Origin of the sequence: Bradyrhizobium pachyrhizi (assembly GCF_029714545.1) — a bacterium.
Lineage (GTDB): Bacteria > Pseudomonadota > Alphaproteobacteria > Rhizobiales > Xanthobacteraceae > Bradyrhizobium > Bradyrhizobium pachyrhizi.
Window position 1 is genome coordinate 8522347 of sequence record NZ_CP121667.1, and the last position, 24262, is coordinate 8546608.

The window sequence follows — 24262 nt, forward strand, 5'->3', positions numbered from 1 at the left end:
CTGCCTGGGCCACGCGCTGCCCACCTTGTCTAGCGAGCACATAGCACGCTGAATGATGGGCGCCCTCGATTTGGGCCTGTGCAAGATGCCGGCCCGGTGCGCTCGCAAAACCCGCAACCTACACTATCTGTCCTCGCGCGGATCGAGTCCCTGCCCGCTTCGATAGTTTGCCCAACTGCGAGTTCGGCGGCAAAGCTAAACGGCGTTGGATCATGTCGCGACATATGCAACGGACCCCCCTTGAGCTTGGTCTTCAGCTCAATATCAATTGCCTAATTAGGCGCGACTTCATTCAACCGGGAAAGTCAACTCAGCCATCACGTTTTCAATGGCTGGACGATGACGGCGACGAAAGGGCAGCAGCCCGCCTCGACGCGGACCTCACAAGTCCGTCCGGCGATACTGCGCGTTGCGGCACGATGCGGATTCAGGCCGACTGGATCAATCAGACCGTCCAGATAGTGGGTCGCCCGCGCCATTTCGGCGGCGTGCAGTGGTATTTTGTTTGCCCCGCTCAAGGCAGGCATGTTTCCGTGCTGTGGTCGATGCCGCGCAAAAGATATTTCGTCGGCCGCAAGGCACTTGGTAATCAGATCGCCTATCTGTCGCAGTACCATTCGCCTGAAGCACGCGCGCATTACTCAGCCGAAAAGCTCATCAAACGAACCTGGGGGCCAGATGCCTTGGATGAGCTCCCGAAGCCGAAGTGGATGAGATGGAGGACTTACGAACGGCTATCTAACAAGCTACAAAAATTTAAATCCGAAGCGGGAGTACTTCCCCGACTGTTCTTGCTCGACGGCGACGTGGTTTAGGCCGCCTGCTACTGAGGACGGCCAAGGCGAAGCGAAATATGTTGGCGAACTGAGCCGTTTGGCGGTAGCGGAGGCTGCGCCGCTTGGAGATAATGCCCTCCCAATTCATCTTGATGGCACAATCAAAATCTTGTGCCGCATCGGTCAGAATGTCCGTTGTAAAGCATTGGTAGTTCACCCGACAAGGCGTCAATGGCGGCCTGCCTGCAAATTGCTTGGCTGCCGCAACCGCAAACTCCATACAAAATGTCGCAGGCATTCGACTGCGAACTTCTATCTACTTCGTGACCAGTTTCTGACAGAGTAAAGCCCGGCTTGCCATGGCCCGGTTGATCTGCCCCGTCACCGAGAATCGCTGGATTTGGAGCGCAGCCATGATCACCAAGACACTCCCCGTATTGGTCCTTGGAGCGATGGTCACGATGACGGGCAGTTCGCTCGCCCATCGGTGGGGATCTGGGTCAGATGACCTCACACCCCCGCTAGTATCTTACGCCGAAGATGTTCGTTCGATGAGGGGTGACTTCGGGACAGCTGCTCCAGTGCTTAGAGGTGTTTACAATCAGCTGAATCTCTGGCCAGCCGGACAAACTTTGATGGTTTGCTTTTACGATGGAGATTCCGAACTAAAAGCCTTGTTCGTTGCGACAGCACAAAAATGGCTGCAAGGAACCTCATTGAAAGCTGATTTCGGACTCGCTCCGAATTTTCGAACCTGCGGCTCTAATGTCTCTGACATTCGCGTCACCTTTTTGCAGAAAGGTTACTGGTCCTACATTGGGACGGACAGCCTCCATGCAGAGGTTGTGAAGAAGGGTGCATCCTTGAACATCGAGACGAACGGACTCCCGTTCCGGTCTCTTAATCTACCTTGGATCGCGGAGGCCATAACACATGAATTTGGCCATGCGCTGGGCTTACTGCACGAGCATCAAAGTCCGGCGTCGCGTTGCGGGGACGAGTTCGACTGGGGGAAGATTACGAATTTCGCCAAGGACAAATGGGGATGGACAGCGGAGGAAGTGCGCACAAACTTTGCGCCCTACGTGGACGCTCCTCGTCTCAGAACAACGCCATACGACAAGAACTCTGTTATGCATTATGCTCTCGCGGACTGGATGTTCAAACGCGGCAAGAAATCGAGATGCTACGTATCCGAACCGCGCAGGATGTCCAAGACAGACAGATCAACCGTAGTCAATGCGTATCCACCAACCCTCGCACTGCAGTCGAAAGAGTTGGAAAAACGAGCGGCCACCATATCGGGCGTTATGAACCAACTTCGACTGAACACCCGACAGTTAGCCGTAGTCGGTGCTGGGCTAGGCGCGAAATTAAGACACTATAAGCGCAAGATTCACCTTGAATTCGCACTGACCAAGGAAAGTATGGTACGTGGCGCTGACGTGGGAAGCATGAATCCATGCGAAGGCGAAGTCGCCAAATTGGCTCAGGCTCCTACAGTTTCGTGCGGCGTGGCTCCGGATGGGACTGGCCTAGTTTTGGAGGTCGATCCTTAACCTAACGGATTTGAGCCTATCCAATGTGAACTTTTTTGGCGCACAGCAAAAAGCCGCAAGAAGGTCGAAGGTTCGAGGGTCTGCTTTTTGGCTATCAACCAAACAGGGGGGCGGTAGTTCACTTCGCTCACGGGCGGATTCCAATGAGGCTGCTCCAAAGCTTATTTTTTGTTACCGGCTTGATCATAGTCTTTGGTCAAACTTCGAGCCTCGGAGCTCTTGCAGCCGAGGCTGATGTGGCGGACTGTGATCGGCTAGCGGGTGCTCCCCGTGATATGAATCGGGTTACAGCTGGTGTTGCACTTCTTCAGCTGGATGCTTCCGCGGCGATAGCCGCGTGCGAGAAAGCTCGTGAAGAGCTTCCACATAACCATCGGATACTGTTTCAGCTCGCGAGAGCTTATCAAAAAGACGATCGCGTCTTAGACGCCGTGCAACTCTATGAGCACCTAGCCGCCGCCGGATATCAGCCGGCACAATACAATCTAGCTGTACTGTACTACGAAGGATCGGGGGTCGTGAGTGATCACGTAGTGGCGGCAAAATGGTTTAAGGCTGCGGCTGAACTTGGGGATGCTGATGCCGCCGCCGCATTGGCTATGCTTTATCAGCAAGGCGATGGAGTTCCTCAGGACTTTCGGAGAGCGTTCGAACTTTTTCAGCAAGCAGCTACGAGCGGCGTCGTCTCAGCGCAGGTGGGCTTAGCCAACGCTTATGCCGGCGGAATCGGCGCTCCCGTGGACCTCAAGGAAGCAGTAAGATGGTACTCGGCAGCGGCCGATGCTGGAGATGCAATCGCTGAAAACGAACTGGGAGGAATCTATGAGCTTGGAGCAGGCGTAGACCGTGATTTAGTGAAAGCGGTAGAGCTTTACAGGAAGTCGGCCGACCAAAGCTTTGCTCCTGCGGAAGCAAACTTGGGGCGGTTGTACGCCGGGGGAATCGGAATTGCTCAAGATTTTTTCCAGGCAGCTAAGTTGTTTCGCTCGGCCGCAGAGCACGGAAACGCTTGGGCGAAAAACCAGCTTGGCGAACTCTATCGAACAGGACGTGGAGTTGAACAAGACTACGCGCGAGCCATAGATCTCTATCGCGGTGCTGCCGCACAGGGCGACATCATGGCGATGGGCAACATCGGCTACATGCATGCGAATGGGTTGGGAACTCCCAAAGATTTGCAGAAGGCCCTGAAATGGTACACGTCAGCGGCGGAGGCGGGCAATATTTGGGCGATGTCACAGCTCGGCTACTTGTATGAGTCCGGAAGGCTGGGATCAACAGACGGGTTACGAGGGTACATCTGGTACAAACGAGCGGTCGATGGAGGATCGACCGCTTCGCTTGTACCGCTGGCCAAGATGCTTGTGAAAGGAATCAGGACGCCTTTCGAAACAATGGAGCTCCTCCGACGCGCCGAGAGAAAAGCACGGCATTTTCTACATAGCGCGCGTCCAAAAGAGCAGCTGCTCCTGGTTTTGTCAGATCCCCGCCTCTTGCAGCTCAAAGACAAGGAGAAGCAGCGCAAGGAGGGATCAGCGGCCGCTAAATCTGCAAACATGACCCTGACAGCGAAAACGTTGTTTTCTCCATCCGACCCGGTCGCTGAATTTGCAATCGAAACTCTGGCGGCAGACCAGTTCTCTTCCAAACACGCTCTCTTGGTCAAACAAGCGCTTTCGCTCTCCAGAGATTCGGCTTTGGCCGAAGCCGGCCAACTGCTCCAGCGCGCCATCGAGTCTGGTCTTCCCGAAGCCGCTTTGCAATTGGCGAAGCTACACTTGCGCGAGGTCTCCTACGTTTCCGAAATGGATTCTTATCCAACGCCGTATATTAGTGACACTGACTCCGATAACCTTCGATTCTCGGCATCCGCCAGCGCTGCCGCGCAGCTTTACAGGGCGGAGATGGAGCGCGGGTCCAACGCCGCGCGAACCAATCTAGCCCAACTGTATGAGCTCGGACGGGGAGTGCCGAAAAATCTAGCTCTGGCATCCGAACTCTATCGAAGTGCACTGAATTGGCCATTTAACGGCCGGGCTCACCTTGGTTTGATTCGAATCTCTCTGAGCAGGACGCTTGAGAGGGAAAAGGCCAGTTGGCAAAGGACTACCTTTGAGGACCCCAAAGCAGCCAACGGTTCCAGAGATCTTCTAATCGAATGCATGACAGACGACCTTAGCGATATCGTAATTTCGGATCCTTCCGGACGCCGGCTGTTTGCGGGTCCGCTGAAGCAGCACCAACTCTATCGTGTGCCTTCTCGGGATGATTTAACACTGTGGGCCCCATCTCATTTAAATCGCATGCGACTTCACTATGGGGGGCAATCCATTGACATCCCGCCGGATCGCACACGCGCTGGCATCCGGTTGGACAGGACGCTGATTGAGCAGAATCGCTTGGTTGGCTGGGAGTATGGAGAGTATTTTCCCCCGGAGTTAAACGCGCATAGCAAGCTAACTGTCCAGGCTTCCACAAGAGGGACCATATACATTCACGATGACGAGAATCTTTTCGGGATTGAAGAAGAACTATCGCCGAAAGGACAAATTCGGATACCGGACATTCCAAATCTAAAGATTACGATGCACAACAAGGAGCGGATCGAGGGATTCGCGGTGTCACTTCTGCTCGGCCAAGATAGGTCAATCGAGATTAAGGTGCCGCCAAACTGCTTAATCGAACTCCAACTCGACTTGCCTCGCTTGCACCGCGGAATCGTAAGACGGCCGGAACTGCAAGACTGCGGAGGGCTCGATCCCGAAACAACTGTGACCTATCTCGAAGACCTTGACGGAAGGGCACTCGGCACCCTGTCAGGGTTGCCCGACGAAGAAGACCCGTCGCTCCCGGTTAAGCTCACCTTTCGAGGCCTTGCCTTGATGAACCTGCGCGCATCAGGCCGGACTGATCAACGCAATCGGGCTGCTCGTATTTTCCTCTCCCAGGATTTACGCCGATACGGACCCAACAGCTTTAAAACGATAGAGTCAGAGCTTGAACTCGCCGACAGCGAAATAGACCTAGGTTCTGCCACCTCGGCAAGAGCGCGTCTCGATACCGCAATAGAGCGCCTGAACCGAATAGGTAGCGCGCCGGACGAACTTGCAGTTCGGGTTTATAGCACCCTCGGCTCGGCACTAAAGAGTATGGGCCGATACGTTGAAGCACGAAATATATTAATTCGGGCTCTTCTCTTGCAGCAGAGAATCAATCGGAGTGACAATCGGCGTCAAGGCGCCAAGATCCCTCGCTTATTGAAAACTCTATCAAATCTGGCGGAGAGGCTTGGAGACCTTGAGGTCGCACTTGCACTCGAACTCGAAGCCGATTTGCTTTCTGACGACTCTCCTGAAGAGTCAGACAGCTTCAATGTCGCGTTCCCACCAATACACATAACTCGGATTATAGATCTCCTGCGTCAACTCGGACGCTATGAGGAGGTAAAAGGATTGCTGTCCTTCGCGCACAGCCAGGCTAAGCGCGAGTTCGCGCACGGCTTGTCCGAACCTTTAAAATTTCCACTGGATCTCAGAGTTTTTGAGCAAACGTTTGGGCCGGTTGACCACTCAGGAATCATCGCTGATGCGTTGGGATATCTTGGACAAGCGTACGTCTGGATGGGACGCCCTTCCGAAGCGGTTCCATTATTCCAACAGCTAGTTAAGACAAGAAGGAACATCTACGGAGAGGGACGATCACCGACCGTTATTGCGGTGGCACATCTTTCGGGTGCGCTTCGCGCAACGGGAGATTTTGAACAATCGCTTGCATTGGCCAGATCGGCGTTCAGTTCTGCAAAGAAGTTCGCCGGCTTGCGGCGGACGTCGAAGCAGCAAACAACTTCAGGCGTAGATGCGCTGAAGCCTGCGGCTTTTGCCTTGCTGGAGGCGCTCCATTCAGCAGGTAATTCCAGCTCGGAAAGCATTGCAAGCGAAGCATTCGAGGTAGCGCAACATTTGCAGAGTTCATCCGCTGCACTGGCGCTTCAAGCTTTCGGCGAAAGGCTTAGCGAGAACGATGCTACGACCCGCGAACTCGTTCGAGCGAGACAAGATCTAGCCGATCAACTTGGTCAGCTTGATGCTTCCTTGATAGCCTTAACGAATGTGCAAAATGTGTCGGGATCCGCCGCTCAGCAACTCGAAGTGAGGCGCAAAATCGCGTTCACAGAAGCCAAGATTGAGGCATTAGACACCAATACTAAAATCCAGGACAGCAGCCTTTGGACCCACCTCAGCCAAGTGAGGTCAATTTCTTATAGCGAGTTCAAGCAGGTACTCGCGCCAAAGGAAGCACTTGTAGTCTTCGCGATTAACGACGGCGCTACCTTTGTGTTTGTCGCTACTAGGGAGACGCTGCAATGGTACCGGACGAGCGTCAGCTATCACGATCTTCAAGCGAATGTAGCCGTACTCAGGTGTGGGCTCGACATCCAGAAATGGCTAGGACCTGACCGGAGAAAGTGTGAGGACGCTACTGGCTCCTCGCCCGTTTTAGGCAACGCCCCTTTCGCAGCAAAGACTGCCCACAGCATTTACAAGGCTTTGCTCTCGCCCGCGGAACCGCTGATCAGAGGGCGCTCGCTCATATTTGTACTGCCTGATCCATTGGGCGGACTGCCCCCGAGCGTCTGGCTCACTGAACCGCCGACGGATACCGGCCGGGGTCAGCTTAACGACTATGTTGGGCTGCAATGGTTGATTAGGGCGCATACGATTTCGGTTGTTCCATCGATCGACAGCATGTTTGTCATTCGGAAGCGAGGCGCGACCGAAGATCATCTGGTCGCCGGTGCTGATCGTAGAAGACGATACATCGGATTTGCAGACCCGGCGCTTGCGGGCAATCCAAAATGTCCGAAGCCTGGCCCTATTCAATCCTGTGCTGAATTGATCCGTGAAGCTAACGTCAGCTCGCAGAAGCTCGCAGCGCTAGCTGGCACAAATGCGAACCAAAGTTATTTTCGAGGTTCTCTGGCCGATGTTACCGCAGTTCGAGAACTCTGTCCTTTGCATGATACTGAGCGCGAAATCAGCTGCGTTTCTAAAACGTTGAGGGCGCCCAAAGAGGCACTTGTTGTTGGAACGGATTTTACTGAGTCTAAGCTCAAGAAACTTCCTCTCGAACAATACCGAATAATCCATTTTGCCACGCACGGCCTGCTCGCGGACGAAGCCCGCAGCTTCGGCGGTATCACCGAGTCTGCATTGGTCCTTACACCGCCGAAAATTGCTTCACCTAACGACGATGGACTTTTGACTGCATCGGAAATCGCCCAACTGAAGCTCAATGCCGACTGGGTTGTGCTATCCGCATGTAATACTGCAGGCGCAAATGTGCTTGAGACGGACGCTCTGTCTGGTCTGGCAAGGGCGTTCTTTTTCGCCGGGGCGCGGACGCTGTTGGCGTCTCATTGGGCGGTCGATTCTGGGGCTACGGTCGCTTTGGTAGCGCGCACTCTGGCGCTGGCCGGGAAGGCGAAAGCATTGGGGCCTGCCGAAGCGCTCCGCGCGTCCATGCTCGCTATGATTGACAATCCAGCTCTAGCTCATCCGAGCAAATGGGCTCCTTTCATCATCATTGGTGAAAGCAGAGCCTTGCGGTAACCTTCGCCAACGGAGAGCATCCCGCGAGAGCTGAATATTCCCATGTCCCCCTTTGATCAAGGCGCTACGACTCATTCGAAAGGCGTGTATGAGAATGGACGACCCACGAACGGCTGCCACGAAGCTACAAAAGTATAATTCCGAAGCGGGGGTGCTTCCGCGGCTGTTCTTGCTCGATGGCGACGTGGTCTAGGGCTCGAAAACCCGCATCAAGCGAATCGAAATATGTTGGCTAACTGTGCACGCATTTCCACTCAGTGCTAGTGTGGCGCAGCCCTATAGCCACCCCAATGTTCTTCAGCAGCCCACAATCGCCCGTTCGTAATTCCTTTTAAAGCACTTAGTACACTTTCGTACTGCTCGTGCGTGAAATTAGACCAGCCAATACTCGCAAAGCGTCGCCATTCACGGCCCAGCGCCCCGATATCCCTATTGGCCAACGTTTGAAGCAAAATGCGATCGATTGGCGGGTGTATGGCATCTCTCACTAGAGTGCGCTCTGTTGAAAGGTCCGTCTCAGTAATCCCTACGATGTAAAGTGGCTTAAGGTAGCAATTAATCAACTTTGCAGCGACGCCCGCTGTGAATCGGCGGCGCTCTCCGGCCCCGATGATTTCTGGCGCTGCACCGATCAGCCGCTCTCTCCAGATGCGATGACTGCTATCAAACCCCCTTGCTGAAGGAAGCACATCCCATCCTCTGCTGAGGTCCTGTAGACCGCCACTCTCAATCAGTCTGACTCCTTGCTCCACGGAGAATCTGCAGTTTGGTGAGGAACTAGCGGCTGTCGAAGCGCACCATGCAGCGAAGCGATTCCGATGAACAACTTCATCATAAGGCAATTTAAGACCCATCGCTCCCTCCAGATTGCCTGCTACACTAATATTTACGCTCCAAACGATGCCGCGATCGGCGGCATCTTTGCGTGACATTGAGAGACCGGGACGCGTAACGGCCTCCGACATGCTTTTCTGGTCGCCTCGTGCAACCCATCTCGATGCCTTGGCTAGCCAGGAAACAAAACCTGCTTGTAGATTTTCGCCAGACACTCGTCTGTCACGCCCTTAGGGCGAAAGCCGGCGGCACTTGGAGATGGCAACTGAAAAAACTCTACCTTTCGGCCACTAAGTTCTGCCGTTATAATCGGGTCAAGAAATGGTTTCGCAAATGTGGCGCACTCAGCCTTAGCATCAAACGGCACGGCAGAATCTGCTGAGAATTTCCGGTCCGTGAGCGTACGCTTGTACGCATCCCTCAGATCAAGCCTGTCCAAGGACTGAAACGTCCACCATGCTGCTAGCTCAGCTGTGAAAGCCAGCCTCACAATTGAGCGATGCTGGTCAAGCACACGATGAAGATCGGTCAACTGTTCATTGCTGGGAGTCAATATATCCTTATCGAAGGAGCTGCATTGCGGGATCCTCTCGTAGGTCTGCAAAACATCTTTGAACCATATGCCGTGCAGTGAAAGAAACTTGCGTGCTGCCGCCTCGTACACCGCAGCCGGAGCCTCATCGCCTGGTAGAGGCTCGTCGAACGACTTCGCAATCGCATTCATGAACTTCCAAAACCGGTTCTTTCCCGATCCATAAAAGAAATGAAAATCGAGAGAATGAGCTCCTTCTCCGGCACAATTTGGATTGGCAAATCTCGGAGGCGGTGCGGTACCGACGACCAAGGTACGCGCGCCCTCAGGAATTGGATAGGCATTATTGAACGGATGAATCTCTACAAAAGACATTTGAAAACTCCAACCGCGCGTTCGACTTTGAAGTCCAACGCTAAGACCTCGAATAGCATCTGGCGATACTGGCTTAAGAGGCGAACGACCTTATAGTGCATCGTGAGCGTTTTGGGTCAGATCGACAATAAATCGACGTGATATTGGTGCTCAAATATAGCGGTACAGACTGTGCGGACTACAGGACCACTCTAGCCTGATGGCACGGCCAATTGCGCGCTGCACTTTCATCTGCCTTTCGTTTTAATCTATTTTGCAGGAAGGGAATCATGGCCAAGTCAATAGTGCCCAGCTATCAACAATTGCTGCAATCGCATCTCGCAGACCACGCAAAAAACGCTCTGGAGATATTGGAAGCGGGGACGTATCGAGGAAAGACGTATCCGCATATCTTACCCAAAGGACGGCAAGATCTAAACTTACTGGAGCCCCCACGCGCTGCCTTGCAAGCCTATCTGAAGGCGCACCCCCGAGTAAAGCTTCACAAGTATTTTCATCATCTCAACTCGTCGCAGGCATTCGCCTTCAATCTCTTCTTCCCTTTCTTCTCCTCTGGTCCAGCCCCTGCAAGAGCGCTGAGCCGCGCACTGGGCGTTAACCAGGACGTGACCTCCGATTGGGAGTTTGAACACATCGCCGACCTCGATGAAGGTACCAATGCCGATGTCATGTGGCACACCTCCGAGGCGAGGGTCTTCTGCGAAGTCAAACTGTCCGAAACGGGATTTGGCACGACGAAAAATGATCTGAAACATCAACTAAAGCTGCAGAACATCTATAGGCCGCGTCTGACGAGCATAGTCTCTCAGGACTTTCTCGCTGAGACGACCTTCTTTAGAAACTATCAGCTCTTGCGTAATATCTCGCTACTGTCGTCAAATGAAAAGGACCAGCTCGTGTTTTTGCTTCCACTCGCGAACCGACCGCTTCACGAGCCCCTGCAGATCATCTTAAGCGGGGTGAGACCTCTATTTCGGCGTCGGATAACGGTCGCATACATTGAAGAATGCTTGAACAGCCTAGAAACAAACGTGCATCTTCCTGACGAACTTCGCTCGTATGCCTCGAAGCTAAAAGACAAGTACGTGATCTCCGTCTAAGCCCCGCAATGGCAGCGTCAGCCGCCAGATTTCAGCAGTCGGATAGTAGGTGCGAACAATGCCGCTTGTGTTGAAATGCGATGCGCCAAATCTCGAAGAGGGAAATGAGTTTCTTAGACCATCCCCGGTGTGGGCTTATGAGGATTGCGCGCCCGTCGCGGGAGACGAGGTGTTTGTTTGGGCGACAAATGGATCATCCGACGGAGGTGGATTGTCGATGCACGGCCTCGTCTTCGAAGCGTCGCAAGAGCGACTCTCTGGCAATCGGCGCGGTGCTGCGTTGACTATCAGGATAGAGAACAGGCAACCTCGACGCACGCTGACAATTGCAGACCTCGCGAGATACGACCCAAGGCGATCCCCATCGAGCATGGGAGTGGGGCCAGAATCCAAACTTTGTCGCAAACTATACGGCAATTCTCACAAGAAGGTCGCCCAGCTGGACCCAGATGAGGCCGACTTTCTGCGCTGGTTCTTTGATCGGTCGGCCAGCGAGGCAATCGAAGCCTCGGCAGAAGTTGAACGCATGGTGGCGTGGGCTGAGCGGGCCGTTCGGCCCGGCCAGCAAGAGTTTAGCGAAAGGATTCGTCGTCTCTACCGGAACCGGTGCGCTGTAACCGGCTGTACGACGGGCTCGGCCCTGCAGGCCGCTCACATCCGAGTTCAGGATGGCGCGGACGACAACAGTTCAGCAAACGGAATACTACTACGAGCGGACATACATTTGCTTTTTGACGCCTTGCTTATCACTCTTGCCGAGGACGGTAGCCGGCTGGAGTTAAGCCGAAGATTGATTGATCCAGCTTATGACTTCTTGCGGGATGCCACCGTTTTCGTAGCAGTGGGTCCGTCGCCGCGTCCATCACGCTCGAATATTCTGCATCATCGCGATCGATTTCACCAAGCCGAGGCCGCGATTTGAGGTGATCAGCCGCAAGGAGCCGACGACCTATCTGGACGGTCAGACAAGGCTCTGGATTTGAAATTGTGCACGAGCGTGTTCGGGTATCGTGGCGGACCCGCTCGCGACAACATTTCCAGAGGTATAACCATGCCCATGAAAGTTGGCTTAACAAATGTCTTCCTTAGTGAAGGGGTCAGGCACCTGAGTGGCGTCATTCACGAGACGGCCAGTGCTGCCGTAAGGGCGCAAGCGAACAAGGCTCTGGTCGGCAAGGTACCGGCTGTCGCCCAGGTCACTTGGGAGGAGACGGAAGAGCCGCGCAAGTGGGCGGTTGCCTAAGACTGATCATGCGAGGGCGCACATGACGGACATCTTCAAGTTCTGGTCAAAAATCGGGAAAGCCGACACGATCCACCCACTGGACCGCCCGGTTTTTGCCCGCCTCAACGACTCGCACGGGTTCGACTTGCGTTGCCTACCAACCCATTTCGGGGGGAAGCTGCGAACCGCGCGCGTCGTGCTGCTTTACTTGTCGCCCGGCCTTTCGGAAAACGATGTTCGCATCGCCAGGTCGAAAGAAGGTCAGGAGCGATACGTCAAGCAGAGGACCGGCAGATCGGGATTCACGGACCATCATCCGGAGGCAGCCAGATGGCGCAAAGAGCGACTAGCTTGGCTGGGCGAACCGAGTGTCGTTAACGAAAAGGTCGCCATCGCCAATATCGGAGCCTATCACTCCCGCGCCTTCACCGATCATCATATTCTCGCTGCGCTTCCATCCAGCCGCGCAATGCTTGATTGGGCTCAGTCAGTCCTGTTTCCGCAGGCAGAGCGAGGCGACCGGATGGTCGTTTGCCTAAGAGCCGCGAATTTCTGGGGGCTTGATACCGGGCGGCGGTACGGCAAGGCACTATTCGCGCCACAAACGACACGAAGCGGCCATATGCGGCGAGGAAAGATGCGCGACGTCATCGAGCGAATGGCCCGACGCTACGTCTAGCGCCTGCACATTTGCAGCTGCCGCGAGCGGGGTTGGTGCGGAATGTGTGCCAGTGGGCGGCGTCGCAAAGCTCATTGCGGTGTGGTTCAGCGTCAGTGGGCCGTCGTGCCGCTGATAATACGGGTCTATGTTTGGTGAGGCCGGAGCCATCCCAGATGAACCTATTTGCCGACAGATTGCCACTAGCGCTGATGTCGCCTGCCGTCGGCAGGCTCCGCGCAAAGTCGGACTGCCAGTATCGCGCCCCTCGAAACCTCTGACCGACGCACAACCGACTGCCACTCACGCACGCGCATGTATTTGAAATCGACGCCAGCTTACCCCAGTTCTGCCCGACAGCGCCGCTGGCCAACAACGCCAACGGCAACACGAGGAACACAGAGCGCATGCTCCGACAATAAGCCTAGGCCGCCGAACTGTATCGGCAGCCGCCTAGTTTCGCGGCATGTGTGTGGCTCCGCTAAGCCGGATTTCGGCCTAGCGATGCCGAGCCCCTTCTCGCCGTCTCGGCCGGGTTAAGGTCGCGAAGCGCCGTGGGCTTGACCTTGAAGCGGTTGAGGGCATCGAATTCGATTTCTCGCATCATTCAGCAATCGAGACGAGGTCGGCTTTCTAGCTTGGGTAATACCTATACGGGTCTCCATATCCGCCTCCCACCGCGGCGTTCCATACGGAGGTGCTTGCTGCTGGTAGGCGCTCTCGCCATGAATGGCGCGAGCTAGCTCGATCTCGGTCCTGCCCGGACCTTTTTCGACGAGATACTGAAGGACGTTCACCTGGATCAGGTGGGCCTCCGTTGGAAGGCCTACCATAATCACCGAAAAATCGGCAGCGCTAGTTCGCCCGCGAGATTTATTTGTGGTTAGTCCGTTGAACGAACTCGCCCTGAGAAGACCTTCAGATGTGACGTCCCGGCACTCAACATCGGCCTATAACTTTGGGTCAACCACGTCACTTTGGGCCTTCCCAACCGGCTTGGTCAGCTTGACCTTCGAGCCGGCCACCGTAGTCGAGAGATCCGTGCACTTCAGCATCGCTGATGTTATGACTCTCGCTCGTGGGGCTCAGAAGACGACGACAAAAAAATACATCCTGAGCCACGAACCTCCCGATTAAGAAGCTGGCAATACGCGGGCTGCTATTCTTCTCGAACTCACTAATGGTTTATTCGGCCGCTACCTTCGCGGGCGACAATGCGCTTCGGAGCGTTGAGACAATCTCCAACGCAATCTCACGCGCTAACACAGGCGGCACCGCGTTTCCGATCTGCCGAAAGGCCGGGTTCATGGTTCCGGCAAAGACAAAGCCGTCAGGAAACGATTGCAGCCGAGCTGCCTCGCGAACCGTGATGACTCGCGCTTGGTCGCTGTCGTAATGGATATGTGTATAGGTGTCCTTGCCAATGTGCGCGGTAAGCGTTCGAACGGGCCCGTTAGCCTTCAGTTTCCACCAGCGGTTGGGAAACTTTGTCGGATCGTATGGGGGGACCATGGAATCGCGAAGCGACCGCCATTGCGCGCTCGAAGGGGAGAAACCGCGCCGCTTTGCCGCCGATTGAAACAACTGCATCGCCACACGATGCGCCGCGGGATATTCGTCCCCAGACTCCATGGCTTTGAAAATTCGAGAGTCGCGCGGTAGGTAGCGCAAGACGTGGTCATAGATTCCATCGCGGGCCTTGAAGTTTGGCCAGGAGCGCATCAACCGGGCATACGTTGATAGATTGTCCCACGTCGTTCTGCGATAGCTCACTGCCTCGGTAAAGCGTCGAGCGCCCCGCCTCAGCTTACCTTCGAGATGAGAGGTGACAGGCGGCAGATCGCCGATAGCTTCGCGAGCCGTGACAGCGTGCGGAAGTCCTTCGTGGCCTGTATCCGGCTTGACGAAGGCATATCCTTCCGAGGCATTGATCAGCTTCAAGGAGACGGCGCGGGTTCCCGCGTAGCCTGGCGGGAGATCACACTTGTGCGTTGCTCGAGGGAAGTGAATGGCCGCACCAAGCTCTTTGCGGTACGCGATCATGTAAACGCGGTCCCGCATCTGCGGAACGCCATGGTGAGCTGAGTTGATCAGCGAATATGCAGCCTCATATCCCATGTCATCGAGAGCATCGACGATTTCCTGCACGACGTTGTGGCCGCCGTAGTTGAGAATGTCTGGTACGTTCTCGAAGAGTATCGCAAGTGGCTTCAGCCGATCGACGTAATGTAGATACCGCAGGTACAGGTTCCCTCGCGGGTCGATCTTGAACGCGCGGGGATGATCGGCAACCTCTCGCAATTTCGCCCGCCCCACGCGAGCATATGCTTGGCAGGGAGGCCCGCCTACAATGATATCGATCGCTTCGGCCGTTTGGCCCAGTCCAAACTCCGCAACAAGATCCTCGGGTTCTAGCAAGGCTACATTCCGGGACTTTGCGTGGTGTTCGATGGCTTCCGACGGGGCCCCCTTGAAGAAGTTGAGCGCGTGTGAGCGAGCCGCCAATTCGTCGATCTCGAGCGCCGCGGCGATGTCGCAGTCGGCCGCCCGGAATCCCAGGCTCAGGCCGCCGCAGCCCGCGAATAGGTCGAGCACCCGCGGACGCGCCTGTGGATTGCTTAGCCGAGCGCATTTGGCGGCGACGGCAAAGGATGATTTCATCGACCTAGGATTCCATGACGCGAAGCGGGATGCCGCCGCAACTTACCAGGTTCGGCGGACATTGCCAGGCCGTCGGATCAGAAATAGTCGGGGAGAGGCAGGTGGGGGACGCAGGGAAGTCGGTCTCGTTCGACGAACTTGGAGCAGCCGATCTGCACGTCGATGCCGTCTATCAAAGCGGTCGCTCAGGCAATGCGGGCGATGATCCGTTCCCTCGCCTTCTTCGAGTATCCAACATGGGCGGATTCCGCTACCGCGGAACGCTTGCCGCTCTTGAGATGGTCGTGCTCACCTCGTCCATGGCCGATGCCAACTGGCCCGATGAACTCGACCGCGAAACCGGGGTGTTCACGTACTACGGCGACAACAAGCAGCCTGGTCGAGCCCTTCACGCCACGCCTCGCAATGGCAACGAGCTCCTGCGTCGTATCTTTGCCGCCGCGCATGAAGGGGATGCGGGCCGGCGCAGCGTTCCGCCGATCTTCGTGTTTGGGAATACTGGAGAGTGGCGAGATGTAATGTTCCTCGGGCTCGCCGTCCCGGGTACTTCCGAGCAGCAAGTCGCTGAGGACCTGGTTGCGATCTGGAGGACCGCAAATAGCATGCGCTTTCAGAACTACCGCGCACGGTTCACGATCTTGAATGCCCCGCTCATTGAGCGGGTCTGGCTCGAAGAGGTAATTGCCGGCAACCCGTACAGCTCGCGCGCGCCGCAGGCTTGGATCGATTGGGTGGACAAGGGTCGGTACAGAGCGCTCAAGTCCACGCGCTCGATCGAGCACCGAACCAAGGTTGAGCAACTTCCCGCCAGCGCCGAAGACCTCGCCATCATCCGCGAGGTCCAGCAGTTCTTTGAGGGACGGCCACATGATTTCGAGAAGTGCGCCGCTGCAATCGCCCGACTCATGTTGCCCGACATCGCGGAACTCGACTTGACCCGCCCCTCGCGCGACGGAGGTCGAGACGCGATCGGCAAGCTGCGGCTGGGCCATGGGATCGCCTCGATCCTCGTAGACTTCGCGCTGGAGGCGAAGTGCTACGCCCCCGATAACAGCGTGGGGGTACGGGAGATGTCCCGTCTGATCTCGCGCCTGCGGCATCGACAATTCGGAATGTTGGTCACCACGAGCTATGTCGACCTACAAGCGTATCGCGAAATCAAAGAGGATGAGCATCCGATTATCGTGATCGCAGCGGCCGATATTGTTGGCCTCTTGAGGCGACACGGGCATGGAGACGCTACTGCCGTGCGCTCTTGGCTTGAGCGCGAGTTTTCGGCCCCGAGCGTCGAGCACTAGCTGCCGTGCCAGTGCGGCGGACGGGACCGCTATGCGGACCGATCTCTCTCGCCAGGCTTCTCCCGAGCGCAGCAAGATCGCTCAACTGGCACTCCCAGACGAAGACCACGCGCCAACCTGCCTCCTCCAATTCGCGCCTCGTTCGTTGATCCCGCGTAACGTTACCTTCGAATTTGCGTCGCCAGAACTCGGGGCGGGTCTTGGGGACGTATGCCAACCCGCAGTCATGGCGATGCCAGAAGCAGCCGTGCACAAAGACGGCGACTTTCCTACCGCGAAAGACAATATCGGGCTTTCCTGGAAGCTCTCGGGCGTGGAGCCGATAGCGGTAGCCGAGCGCGTGCAGGAGCCGGCGGACGGTCATCTCTGTGCCGGTATTGCGGCCCCGGATGCGCCCCATGAGGGCGCTGCGCTTCTCCTGGCTCATGATGTCGAACCGAGGACTCTGCTCGCCAACGCCTGCAACCCCTGGTACGTTGGGGTTTCTTTGTTCCCGTGGGGCTTTCCTAGTTTTTTCCCGTGCCAACGCGCGCCGTACCACCATCCGCAGCCGCCCTCGTCGGCTCCCTTCGGGGGGTCGGCTATTCTCTTGAGACCGCAATTGCCGACATTCTCGACAACAGCATAGCTGCTGGCGCGAAAAGTATCGAGATCCAATGGGAATGGAACGAAGGAGAGCCGGTTGGATGGATTCTGGATGACGGGTCCGGCATGCCTGCCGACCGCCTCGTGGAAGCCATGCGTTTCGGTGGTATCGGCCCGGAGGCCGAACGGTCGGCAGAGGACCTTGGCAGGTTTGGGCTGGGGCTCAAAACGGCGTCACTATCGCAATGTCGGCAGTTGACGGTCGTTTCCAAAACCCGTTCGGGCTTGGCGTCATTTACGTGGGACCTGGATCAGCTTCGCAAGAACGGAGGCGGCTGGGATCTGATCGAAGGAGATGCAGGGCTCCCCCGTGAAATCCTCGATGAACTAAAGTCGAAGAAGTCGGGCACGCTCGTCATCTGGCGCAAGGTCGATTTTGGCCGAACCACGGATCGGCCGAGCTATGAGTCCTTTCTCGCGGAGCTCCAGCGCGTCGACGCCCACCTGGGCATGGTATTCCATCGCTTTCTCGCCGGGGACGCCCGCGCACTCAAAATCAGCCTCAACGGCAGTCGGGTGAGCGCCTGGGACCCATTTCTGGAAAAAGACGAATCGATCATCCGAAATCCGGAACAGCACATAACCGGCCCTGGAGGCAGCAAGGTCCGCGTCCGCGGCTTCGTCCTACCGCACAGGGACCGCTTTCGCAGCGAGATTGAATTTGAGAAGGCCGGCGGCCCGGATGGCTGGACAGCCCAGCAGGGCTTCTATGTGTATCGGCAAAAGCGTCTCCTCTCGGCGGGAGGCTGGCTCGGCCTCGGTGGGAGTCGCGCATGGACCCGCGACGAGACCAGCCGGCTCGCCCGCATCAGGATCGATATCCCAAACACGGCCGATCACGACTGGCGAATCGACGTGCGCAAAGCAATCGCGAGGCCGCCGGACGCGATCAGAAAGCCGCTCCAGCGAATAGCGGAGGATGTTCGCCGCAAAGCCCGCGAGGTCTTCGTCCATCGCGGACAATACGGCAGTCGGCAGAAGGCAACCGGTGTATCGCGGATTTGGCAGGTAAACCCGCAGGGCTCGAAGCGCCGATACACCGTGCGGCGAGACCACGAAGTTGTCCAGATGATCAAAGAGCGCATAGACAAAACTGGCTCCGATCTGCTTGAGGGGCTTCTGGACCTTATCGAGCGGACGGTTCCTGTCGATCGCGTGTGGCTTGATGTGACCGAACGTGGGGGCGTCCCAGACGAGGAAGTCGACAGCTCAGAACTCATGAGCACCGCGCTCTCCATGGCGAGGATGATGGAGCGAGCGGGCCTCAGCCCAAGCGAAGCTGCTGCACGACTCTCGACAATGGACCCATTCGACAAGGTCGAAGATATTGAACAAAAATTGATGCGGAAGCTGGGGGCGAAACGATGAGTTCGGTTGAGGACGCGATTGGCTCTATGGCCCTGATGATGCTCCGGCAGCGCCATCCCGATACGGCGGTCGGTAGAGAGGAAATTGAAAAGGCGGTGAACGACTGCGCGAAACTCCTCGCGAAGGACATCCCGGCTGGACGAATCGCGGCGATCGTGCAGGAGCTAGAGACGAGGCTGATCGTCAAGGTCGGGCGACCTACAAAGCTCATCGATGAGCGGGGGCACGTTGCCTGGTATTTCGGGGACCGGAAGGAAGGCCGAAGGTTCTTCAAGCGCTACGGCGACTTCCTGCTCCAGGATCAGGGCTGGCCTCCGGCAGCAATCGATGCGATCGACCTTTCAACCGATCTCATCATGGAGCAGATCGAAGATCCTAATCGTGATGGTCCCTGGGATCGTCGGGGATTGGTCGTCGGGCATGTCCAATTCGGCAAAACGGCCAATTACGCAGGACTCGCGAGCAAGGCGGCGGATGCCGGCTACAAGCTGATAATCGTGCTCGCCGGCATGCACAACGCGCTGCGGCAACAGACCCAGCGCCGCATGGACCGCGACTTTCTCGGGTACAACACTACGCCCACGAGTGGTGGGGTAGGCTTCACACGGATCGGTGTCGGAGAACTCGACAAGAGCATCCATGCCGAGCATCTCACCACGCAAGCTGCCAACGGTGACTTCAATCGCGCGTTCGCGGACAACCTCGGAATTGGGGTACAGCAGAGGCCGGTGCTTCTGGTCGTCAAGAAGAATGCCCGCATTCTTGAAAATCTGAACAACTGGGTCAGCGAGGTTTTGGCGCCTCGCGGCGACACCGAGGCTCGCCCCCTCCTCCTTATTGACGACGAGGCTGACCAAGCCTCGGTCGATACCGGTGAACAACAGTTTCTCGATGACGATACTCCCGATCCCGAGTACGAGCCGAAGCGGATCAACGGCCAAATACGACGGCTTCTCGCTGCGTTTTCTCGCTCCGCCTACGTCGCGTACACGGCGACCCCATTTGCGAACGTGCTCATTCACGATGCCGGCGCCACTGAGGAACACGGGGACGACGTGTTCCCGCGCAGTTTCATTATCAATCTTCCCTCGCCATCGAACTACGTCGGATCGAGCCTTCTCTTTGGAATTGACGGCAGCGGAAGTGACGCAGCGCAAGAGCCACTTGATGTCACTCGGGATGTTGACCAGGACGAAGAAGGCTGGATCGCGGTTGACCACAAGAAGGGCTATGCACCTCGGTATCAAGGGGAAGATCGCATCCCGCCGTCGCTCGAAGACGCCATTTTGAGCTTTGTTCTCGCGTGCGCTACCCGGGCCGCGCGTGGCCAGCGCAATGTGCACAACTCGATGCTGGTCCACGTCTCCCGCTACAAGGACGTACATCAGGCGGTTTACCGCCAAGTCGAGGAATGGTTCTCTGAAGTCAAGCGCAAGCTGAAGTATCGAGCGAAGAAGAGAGACCCCATACTGGATCGCTTGCGCGGGCTTTGGGAGCGAGATTTCGCGCCCACGTCCGCGACGATCAGGGCAAGGGAGATCGGACAGTCCCTTCCCGCAACGGAGTGGGCCGATGTCGAACGCGAACTTTCGTACGCTGCTGACAAGATCAAGCCGCAAGTCGTCAACAGCGAGATTCGCGATGCGCTCGACTATGACGGCAATGCAGCGCAGGGATTGAATGTCATTGCGATCGGCGGTGACAAGCTCTCGCGTGGCCTGACCCTGGAGGGTCTGACCGTCAGCTATTTCCTGCGCGCGTCAAAAATGTACGACAGCCTCATGCAGATGGGCCGCTGGTTCGGATATCGGCCCGGATACGTTGACCTTTGTCGGATTTACATGACGCCCGATCTGCGGCTGTGGTTCCGCCATGTCGCCACCTCAGCAGAGGAGTTACGCGAGCGCCTCGACCACATGGCGATGATCGGAGCTACGCCTGAGCAGTATGGTCTCAGAATTCAGTCTCACGACATTCTGCTCGTGACGGCGCCAAACAAGATGCGTCATTCGCGGGAATTTCAGGTGTCGTTTCAGGGCGAGGCGAAGATACAAACGGTCTTCTTCAACGACCAGGCAACCAATCAAACCAACGCCAATTCGATCACAAGCGTTTTGGATCGGCTCGGGCCGACGACCGAACCTCAAAAGCAGGCAGAGCTCAAATCGTCCGATGCTCGTCGTGTATGGAAAGGCGTAGCCGGTGCGGAGGTAGCAAATCTTTTGGCATCCCTCCGTTTTCCGGACGAGGCGTGGGACGTGAATGCCGGCCGACTCAGTTCGTACATCCGCGAGCAACTGGGCGCAGGAGAATTAACCGACTGGACGGTCGCAGTCCTCAGTGGCAGCGGCGAACCACTTCCCGCGAACGGGTGGACCTTCACGACCATCGAGCGCGCTCCCTTGCCGCGCGGTGAGGCTTCCGGGCGGTACGTGGTGAAAACCGTTCTCTCACCCCGCGACGAGGCGATTGATCTTGACCAATCAGAATTCGCTCGCGCCCTCGCCGCGACGAACCAAAAGCGTGCCGACGCCGGCAAGGAGGAAGCGAGCACGCCGGACGGCCCCGAGATTCGAAAGGTCCGTGGCGAAAACCCGAAGCGGGCGCTTCTGTTGCTGTACCCGCTATCACCCAAGAATGCGAAGCTCGATGCAGTCGATGTGCCTATCTTTGGCGTCGTTGTGAGCTTTCCAGACTCTCGCAGTGGCCGGTCGATCAGGTATCGGTTCAATACCGTCGAACAGCGGCTCGAACCGGTATGACATCCATTCGGGACGAACTGGTATCCAAATGGACTGAGGCCGCGAGCGCGAAGCCAGGCGATCGCGAATGGAGAGCGGTTGCCCTCTCCATATCCGCAACTGTGCGCTTCCTGGCCGGCATTCGAGAGCCTGATGGCCGGATCGCACTGCTTATCGAGGCCCCGCTCAGCGCCGCACCGAACGCGCTCCTGAGAATTTCTGCGGAAGGCGTAAGCCTGAGCGATCGACGGGATGCGGCTCAGGGACTGTTTCGTGTCGCCGTTGCGCTGGAGCGCGAACCACTGCGCGACATTTTTGAAGTGCTCGCCGCCGACTTGGTCGAGGTGGTAAGGCAAGCTGCGACGCCTGCTCAAGCCGTCGCACTCGGCGTCTCGCGGCTTGAGGCATGGCAGGCCTTTCTGCGCTCCGGCCGACGCGGTCTCTCTCGGGAAGAGCAGATCGGACTTCTTGGTGAGCTTACAATTCTGGAGCTTTTGGCCGCCGAGATCGGATATGAAGCTGCCGTCGAAGGCTGGTTTGGTCCCTTGGACGGTATTCACGACTTCAGCAGATCGGGCGTCGGTATAGAGGTCAAGGCGGTCGCAGGCGGGGGAAATCTCGTGCGGATATCGCGCCTGGACCAGCTTGATCGAAGGGGCCTCTCGACCCTTCTCATTGCACGCCCGCGATTTCAGGAAGCCCCGGGGGGACGTACAGTCCTGACGGCGGTGCGAGACGTTCGTGATGCCCTGGATCGGTCGGCAGCCGGCGCAAGACCGGCGTTCGACGATCGACTGCTCCGGCTCGGCCTCGTTGAGATGGATCGCCAAGCATCTCCTTTCTCATTTGTCCTTCAGGATCTCTACGGTTTTGAGGTACGGGAAAACTTCCCGCGATTGACTGGCCTCTCCGTGCCGCAGGAAATTGTGGATGCGTCCTATTCTCTGGACGAAAGGCTACTAGGCAGCTTCCTTATTGATATTGATGGTTTATCTCGTTTTCTCAGAATGATGGGCAGAACCTCATGAGTGATGAAGCGATCGAAACGTTCGCTCGGGAACTCGCGGCCGAAGTCGAGGAGGCGATCCGTTCCGGCGACGCAAGCATCTACAGCGAGGAGGAATTTACGCGCATCGTGCTCGACCGACTCGGTGACGAGGGAGCAATCGAGAACCCCACCCTTCTTTGGCAAGAGGGCAATTTTGCGCGGACGAAGTACAAGATTACCGGATATTCGATTCCCGACGATGAAGAGCGTCTCGTACTGGTGACGACCATTCACACGGGCGAACTGCCGCCCCGTGCGCTGAATCGAGACGAGATTCTGACTGCACTGCAACAGGCGATGAAATTCTACGAATGCAGTTGCAAAGGGCTGCATACCAAGATTGAGCCGTCGAATACCGATGCGAGCGAACTCGCGCGGCACATCCATGAAGCCCGGGAAGAGATCGGCGTCCTTCGGATCGTGCTGCTTTCGGACGGGCTGACCGGCCTCAGATCGATCGATCTCAAGAAGGCATTCGACGGCACGCGCATCATCGTTGATCTCTTCGGCATCGAAAGGCTTCAGCGCATTCTCGGCGAAGGACTGCGCCGCGACGACATCGTTGTGGATTTCAACGCCGACTTCCGTGGCCCACTTCCATGTCTGAAAGCTTCCTCGGGAAGCGCCGACTATGACGCGTATCTCGTTTCGATTCCGGGGCCACTGCTCGCCGATGTCTATGAGAAATACGGTACCCGATTGCTCGAATTGAATGTGCGTGCGTTTCTCGGGCTTCGCGGTCGCAAGAGCGTCAACGCCGGACTCAGGACGACAATTCGCGAACTCCCTCATCGTTTCCTCGCCTACAACAACGGCATCGTTGCCACCGTTGATGCGATGGAGGTAGAGGATCATGGCAATGGTCAGTTCGGTATCAAGTCTGTACGAGGTCTCCAGATCGTCAATGGCGGTCAGACTACTGCAAGCCTGCATCGTGCCAAAAAGCAGGACGGGGCCGATCTGGATGCGATCTCAGTCCCCGCCAAGATTATCTGCGTAGGTGGCGGCGCGGACCTGGACGAAATGGTCGCCGCGGTCTCGAAATCCGCCAACAGCCAGAACACCGTCCAGCCGGCAGATTTTTCAGCGAACGATCCGTTCCACGTCGCTGTTGAGAAGCTGGCCAATAACACCTGGCTGTCAGATGGCAAAGGACGTTGGTTCTATGAACGTGCTCGCGGCAGCTACGGTGCAGCAGAATTGAAGGCGTCATTCGCCGCTGCACAAAAGCGGCGATTTGCGCAGGAAACGCCGAAAGAGCGTAGGTTCTCGAAGACGGACCTGGCAAAGTACCTGAATGCTTGGGAAGGGCAGGCCCAGCAGGTCAGTTTCGGCAACCAGAAGAACTTCCAATTCTTCATGCAGAGCGTAAAGGATGAGCATCCAGACGGGTTCGAGCCGGATGCGGCGTGGTACAAGGCCTTCGTTGCTAAGGCGATCCTCTTCCGGACGGCTCAATCGATCGTCAAGGCAAAGAAGTTCGCCGCCTTTCAGGCTAACATCATTGCCTACACCATCGCTTGCCTTTCATGGGCGACCGGTGGGCGCTTAGATTTCGACATGATCTGGACGCGTCAGGCGATTTCTCCCGAACTCCACAAGCTCCTTGAGAGCTGGGTCGGAAAAGTCGACAAGGCGCTCCGAAAGACTGCGGGCAATCGCATGGTGAGTGAATGGGCAAAGAAGGTTGATTGCCGCGATGCTCTTCGCGAACTGTCTTTCGACCTGCCCGACAAGCTTCCACCCGAGCTCGCCAACCGCAGCGCTGCCGCCAAGGGATCAGGTCGTTCGAAGGTCCAACACGATGAGCTAAGGCCGTAAGCCGTTCGACGA

General features: G+C 56.7%; 14 protein-coding genes. 11 read left to right on the top strand and 3 right to left on the bottom strand.

All coding sequences use genetic code 11. The features are described 5' to 3' along the window. The first annotated feature begins 212 nt into the window (after positions 1 to 212). The 3 genes from QA639_RS40305 to QA639_RS40315 all read left to right on the top strand — a co-directional run bounded on the left by QA639_RS40305 (position 213) and on the right by QA639_RS40315 (position 7944). The gene (locus QA639_RS40305) at positions 213 to 815 is read left to right on the top strand and encodes a hypothetical protein (RefSeq protein WP_283088811.1); all 603 of its coding nucleotides are present in this window, start codon (positions 213 to 215) and stop codon (positions 813 to 815) included. A gap of 374 nt (positions 816 to 1189) precedes the next feature. Continuing rightward, positions 1190 to 2335 (top strand): M12 family metallopeptidase, encoded by a 1146-nt coding sequence (locus QA639_RS40310; RefSeq protein WP_283088812.1) that lies wholly within the window; start codon positions 1190 to 1192, stop codon positions 2333 to 2335. A gap of 143 nt (positions 2336 to 2478) precedes the next feature. Then, the gene (locus QA639_RS40315) at positions 2479 to 7944 is read left to right on the top strand and encodes a CHAT domain-containing protein (RefSeq protein ID WP_283088813.1); all 5466 of its coding nucleotides are present in this window, start codon (positions 2479 to 2481) and stop codon (positions 7942 to 7944) included. Between the two features lie 1006 nt (positions 7945 to 8950). Here QA639_RS40315 and QA639_RS40320 read toward each other — a convergent pair. After that, entirely contained in the window at positions 8951 to 9685 is a 735-nt protein-coding gene (locus tag QA639_RS40320; protein ID WP_283088814.1) for a uracil-DNA glycosylase family protein, read from the bottom strand. Between the two features lie 269 nt (positions 9686 to 9954). On the opposite strand from QA639_RS40320, the gene QA639_RS40325 reads away from it, so the two are divergent. The 3 genes from QA639_RS40325 to QA639_RS40335 all read left to right on the top strand — a co-directional run bounded on the left by QA639_RS40325 (position 9955) and on the right by QA639_RS40335 (position 12689). Next, complete coding sequence (locus QA639_RS40325) at positions 9955 to 10785, top strand: PGN_0703 family putative restriction endonuclease (RefSeq protein ID WP_283088815.1); 831 nt, start codon at positions 9955 to 9957, stop codon at positions 10783 to 10785. A 58-nt stretch (positions 10786 to 10843) separates the two neighbouring features. Further along, on the top strand, positions 10844 to 11707 hold the full coding sequence (locus QA639_RS40330) for an HNH endonuclease (RefSeq protein WP_283088816.1): 864 nt from the start codon (positions 10844 to 10846) through the stop codon (positions 11705 to 11707). A gap of 343 nt (positions 11708 to 12050) precedes the next feature. Then, complete coding sequence (locus QA639_RS40335) at positions 12051 to 12689, top strand: hypothetical protein (protein WP_283088817.1); 639 nt, start codon at positions 12051 to 12053, stop codon at positions 12687 to 12689. Between the two features lie 1164 nt (positions 12690 to 13853). On the opposite strand, the gene QA639_RS40340 is transcribed toward QA639_RS40335, so the two are convergent. Continuing rightward, the gene (locus QA639_RS40340) at positions 13854 to 15329 is read right to left on the bottom strand and encodes a DNA cytosine methyltransferase (protein WP_283088818.1); all 1476 of its coding nucleotides are present in this window, start codon (positions 15327 to 15329) and stop codon (positions 13854 to 13856) included. A 101-nt stretch (positions 15330 to 15430) separates the two neighbouring features. Here QA639_RS40340 and QA639_RS40345 point away from each other — a divergent pair, with 101 nt between their 5' ends. Beyond that, positions 15431 to 16627, top strand: coding sequence for a restriction endonuclease (locus QA639_RS40345; RefSeq protein ID WP_283088819.1), 1197 nt, complete (start codon positions 15431 to 15433; stop codon positions 16625 to 16627). Here the strand turns inward: QA639_RS40345 and QA639_RS40350 are convergent. Continuing rightward, complete coding sequence (locus tag QA639_RS40350; RefSeq protein WP_346283714.1) at positions 16569 to 17171, bottom strand: very short patch repair endonuclease; 603 nt, start codon at positions 17169 to 17171, stop codon at positions 16569 to 16571. The genes QA639_RS40345 and QA639_RS40350 overlap by 59 nt on opposite strands. Between QA639_RS40350 and QA639_RS40355 the strand changes: the two genes are divergently transcribed. From QA639_RS40355 to QA639_RS40370, 4 genes are read left to right on the top strand one after another with little or no spacing between them, the layout of a single operon-like run. Continuing rightward, on the top strand, positions 17147 to 18640 hold the full coding sequence (locus tag QA639_RS40355; RefSeq protein WP_283088820.1) for an ATP-binding protein: 1494 nt from the start codon (positions 17147 to 17149) through the stop codon (positions 18638 to 18640). The genes QA639_RS40350 and QA639_RS40355 overlap by 25 nt on opposite strands. Continuing rightward, a complete protein-coding gene (locus tag QA639_RS40360; protein WP_283088821.1) occupies positions 18637 to 21402 on the top strand; it encodes a Z1 domain-containing protein in 2766 nt (921 codons plus the stop codon). Before QA639_RS40355 ends, QA639_RS40360 begins: the two co-directional genes overlap by 4 nt. After that, a complete protein-coding gene (locus tag QA639_RS40365; protein WP_283088822.1) occupies positions 21399 to 22409 on the top strand; it encodes a PD-(D/E)XK motif protein in 1011 nt (336 codons plus the stop codon). The genes QA639_RS40360 and QA639_RS40365 overlap by 4 nt, the downstream gene beginning before the upstream one ends. Continuing rightward, a complete protein-coding gene (locus QA639_RS40370) occupies positions 22406 to 24250 on the top strand; it encodes an AIPR family protein (RefSeq protein ID WP_283088823.1) in 1845 nt (614 codons plus the stop codon). The genes QA639_RS40365 and QA639_RS40370 overlap by 4 nt, the downstream gene beginning before the upstream one ends. Positions 24251 to 24262 lie beyond the last annotated feature (12 nt).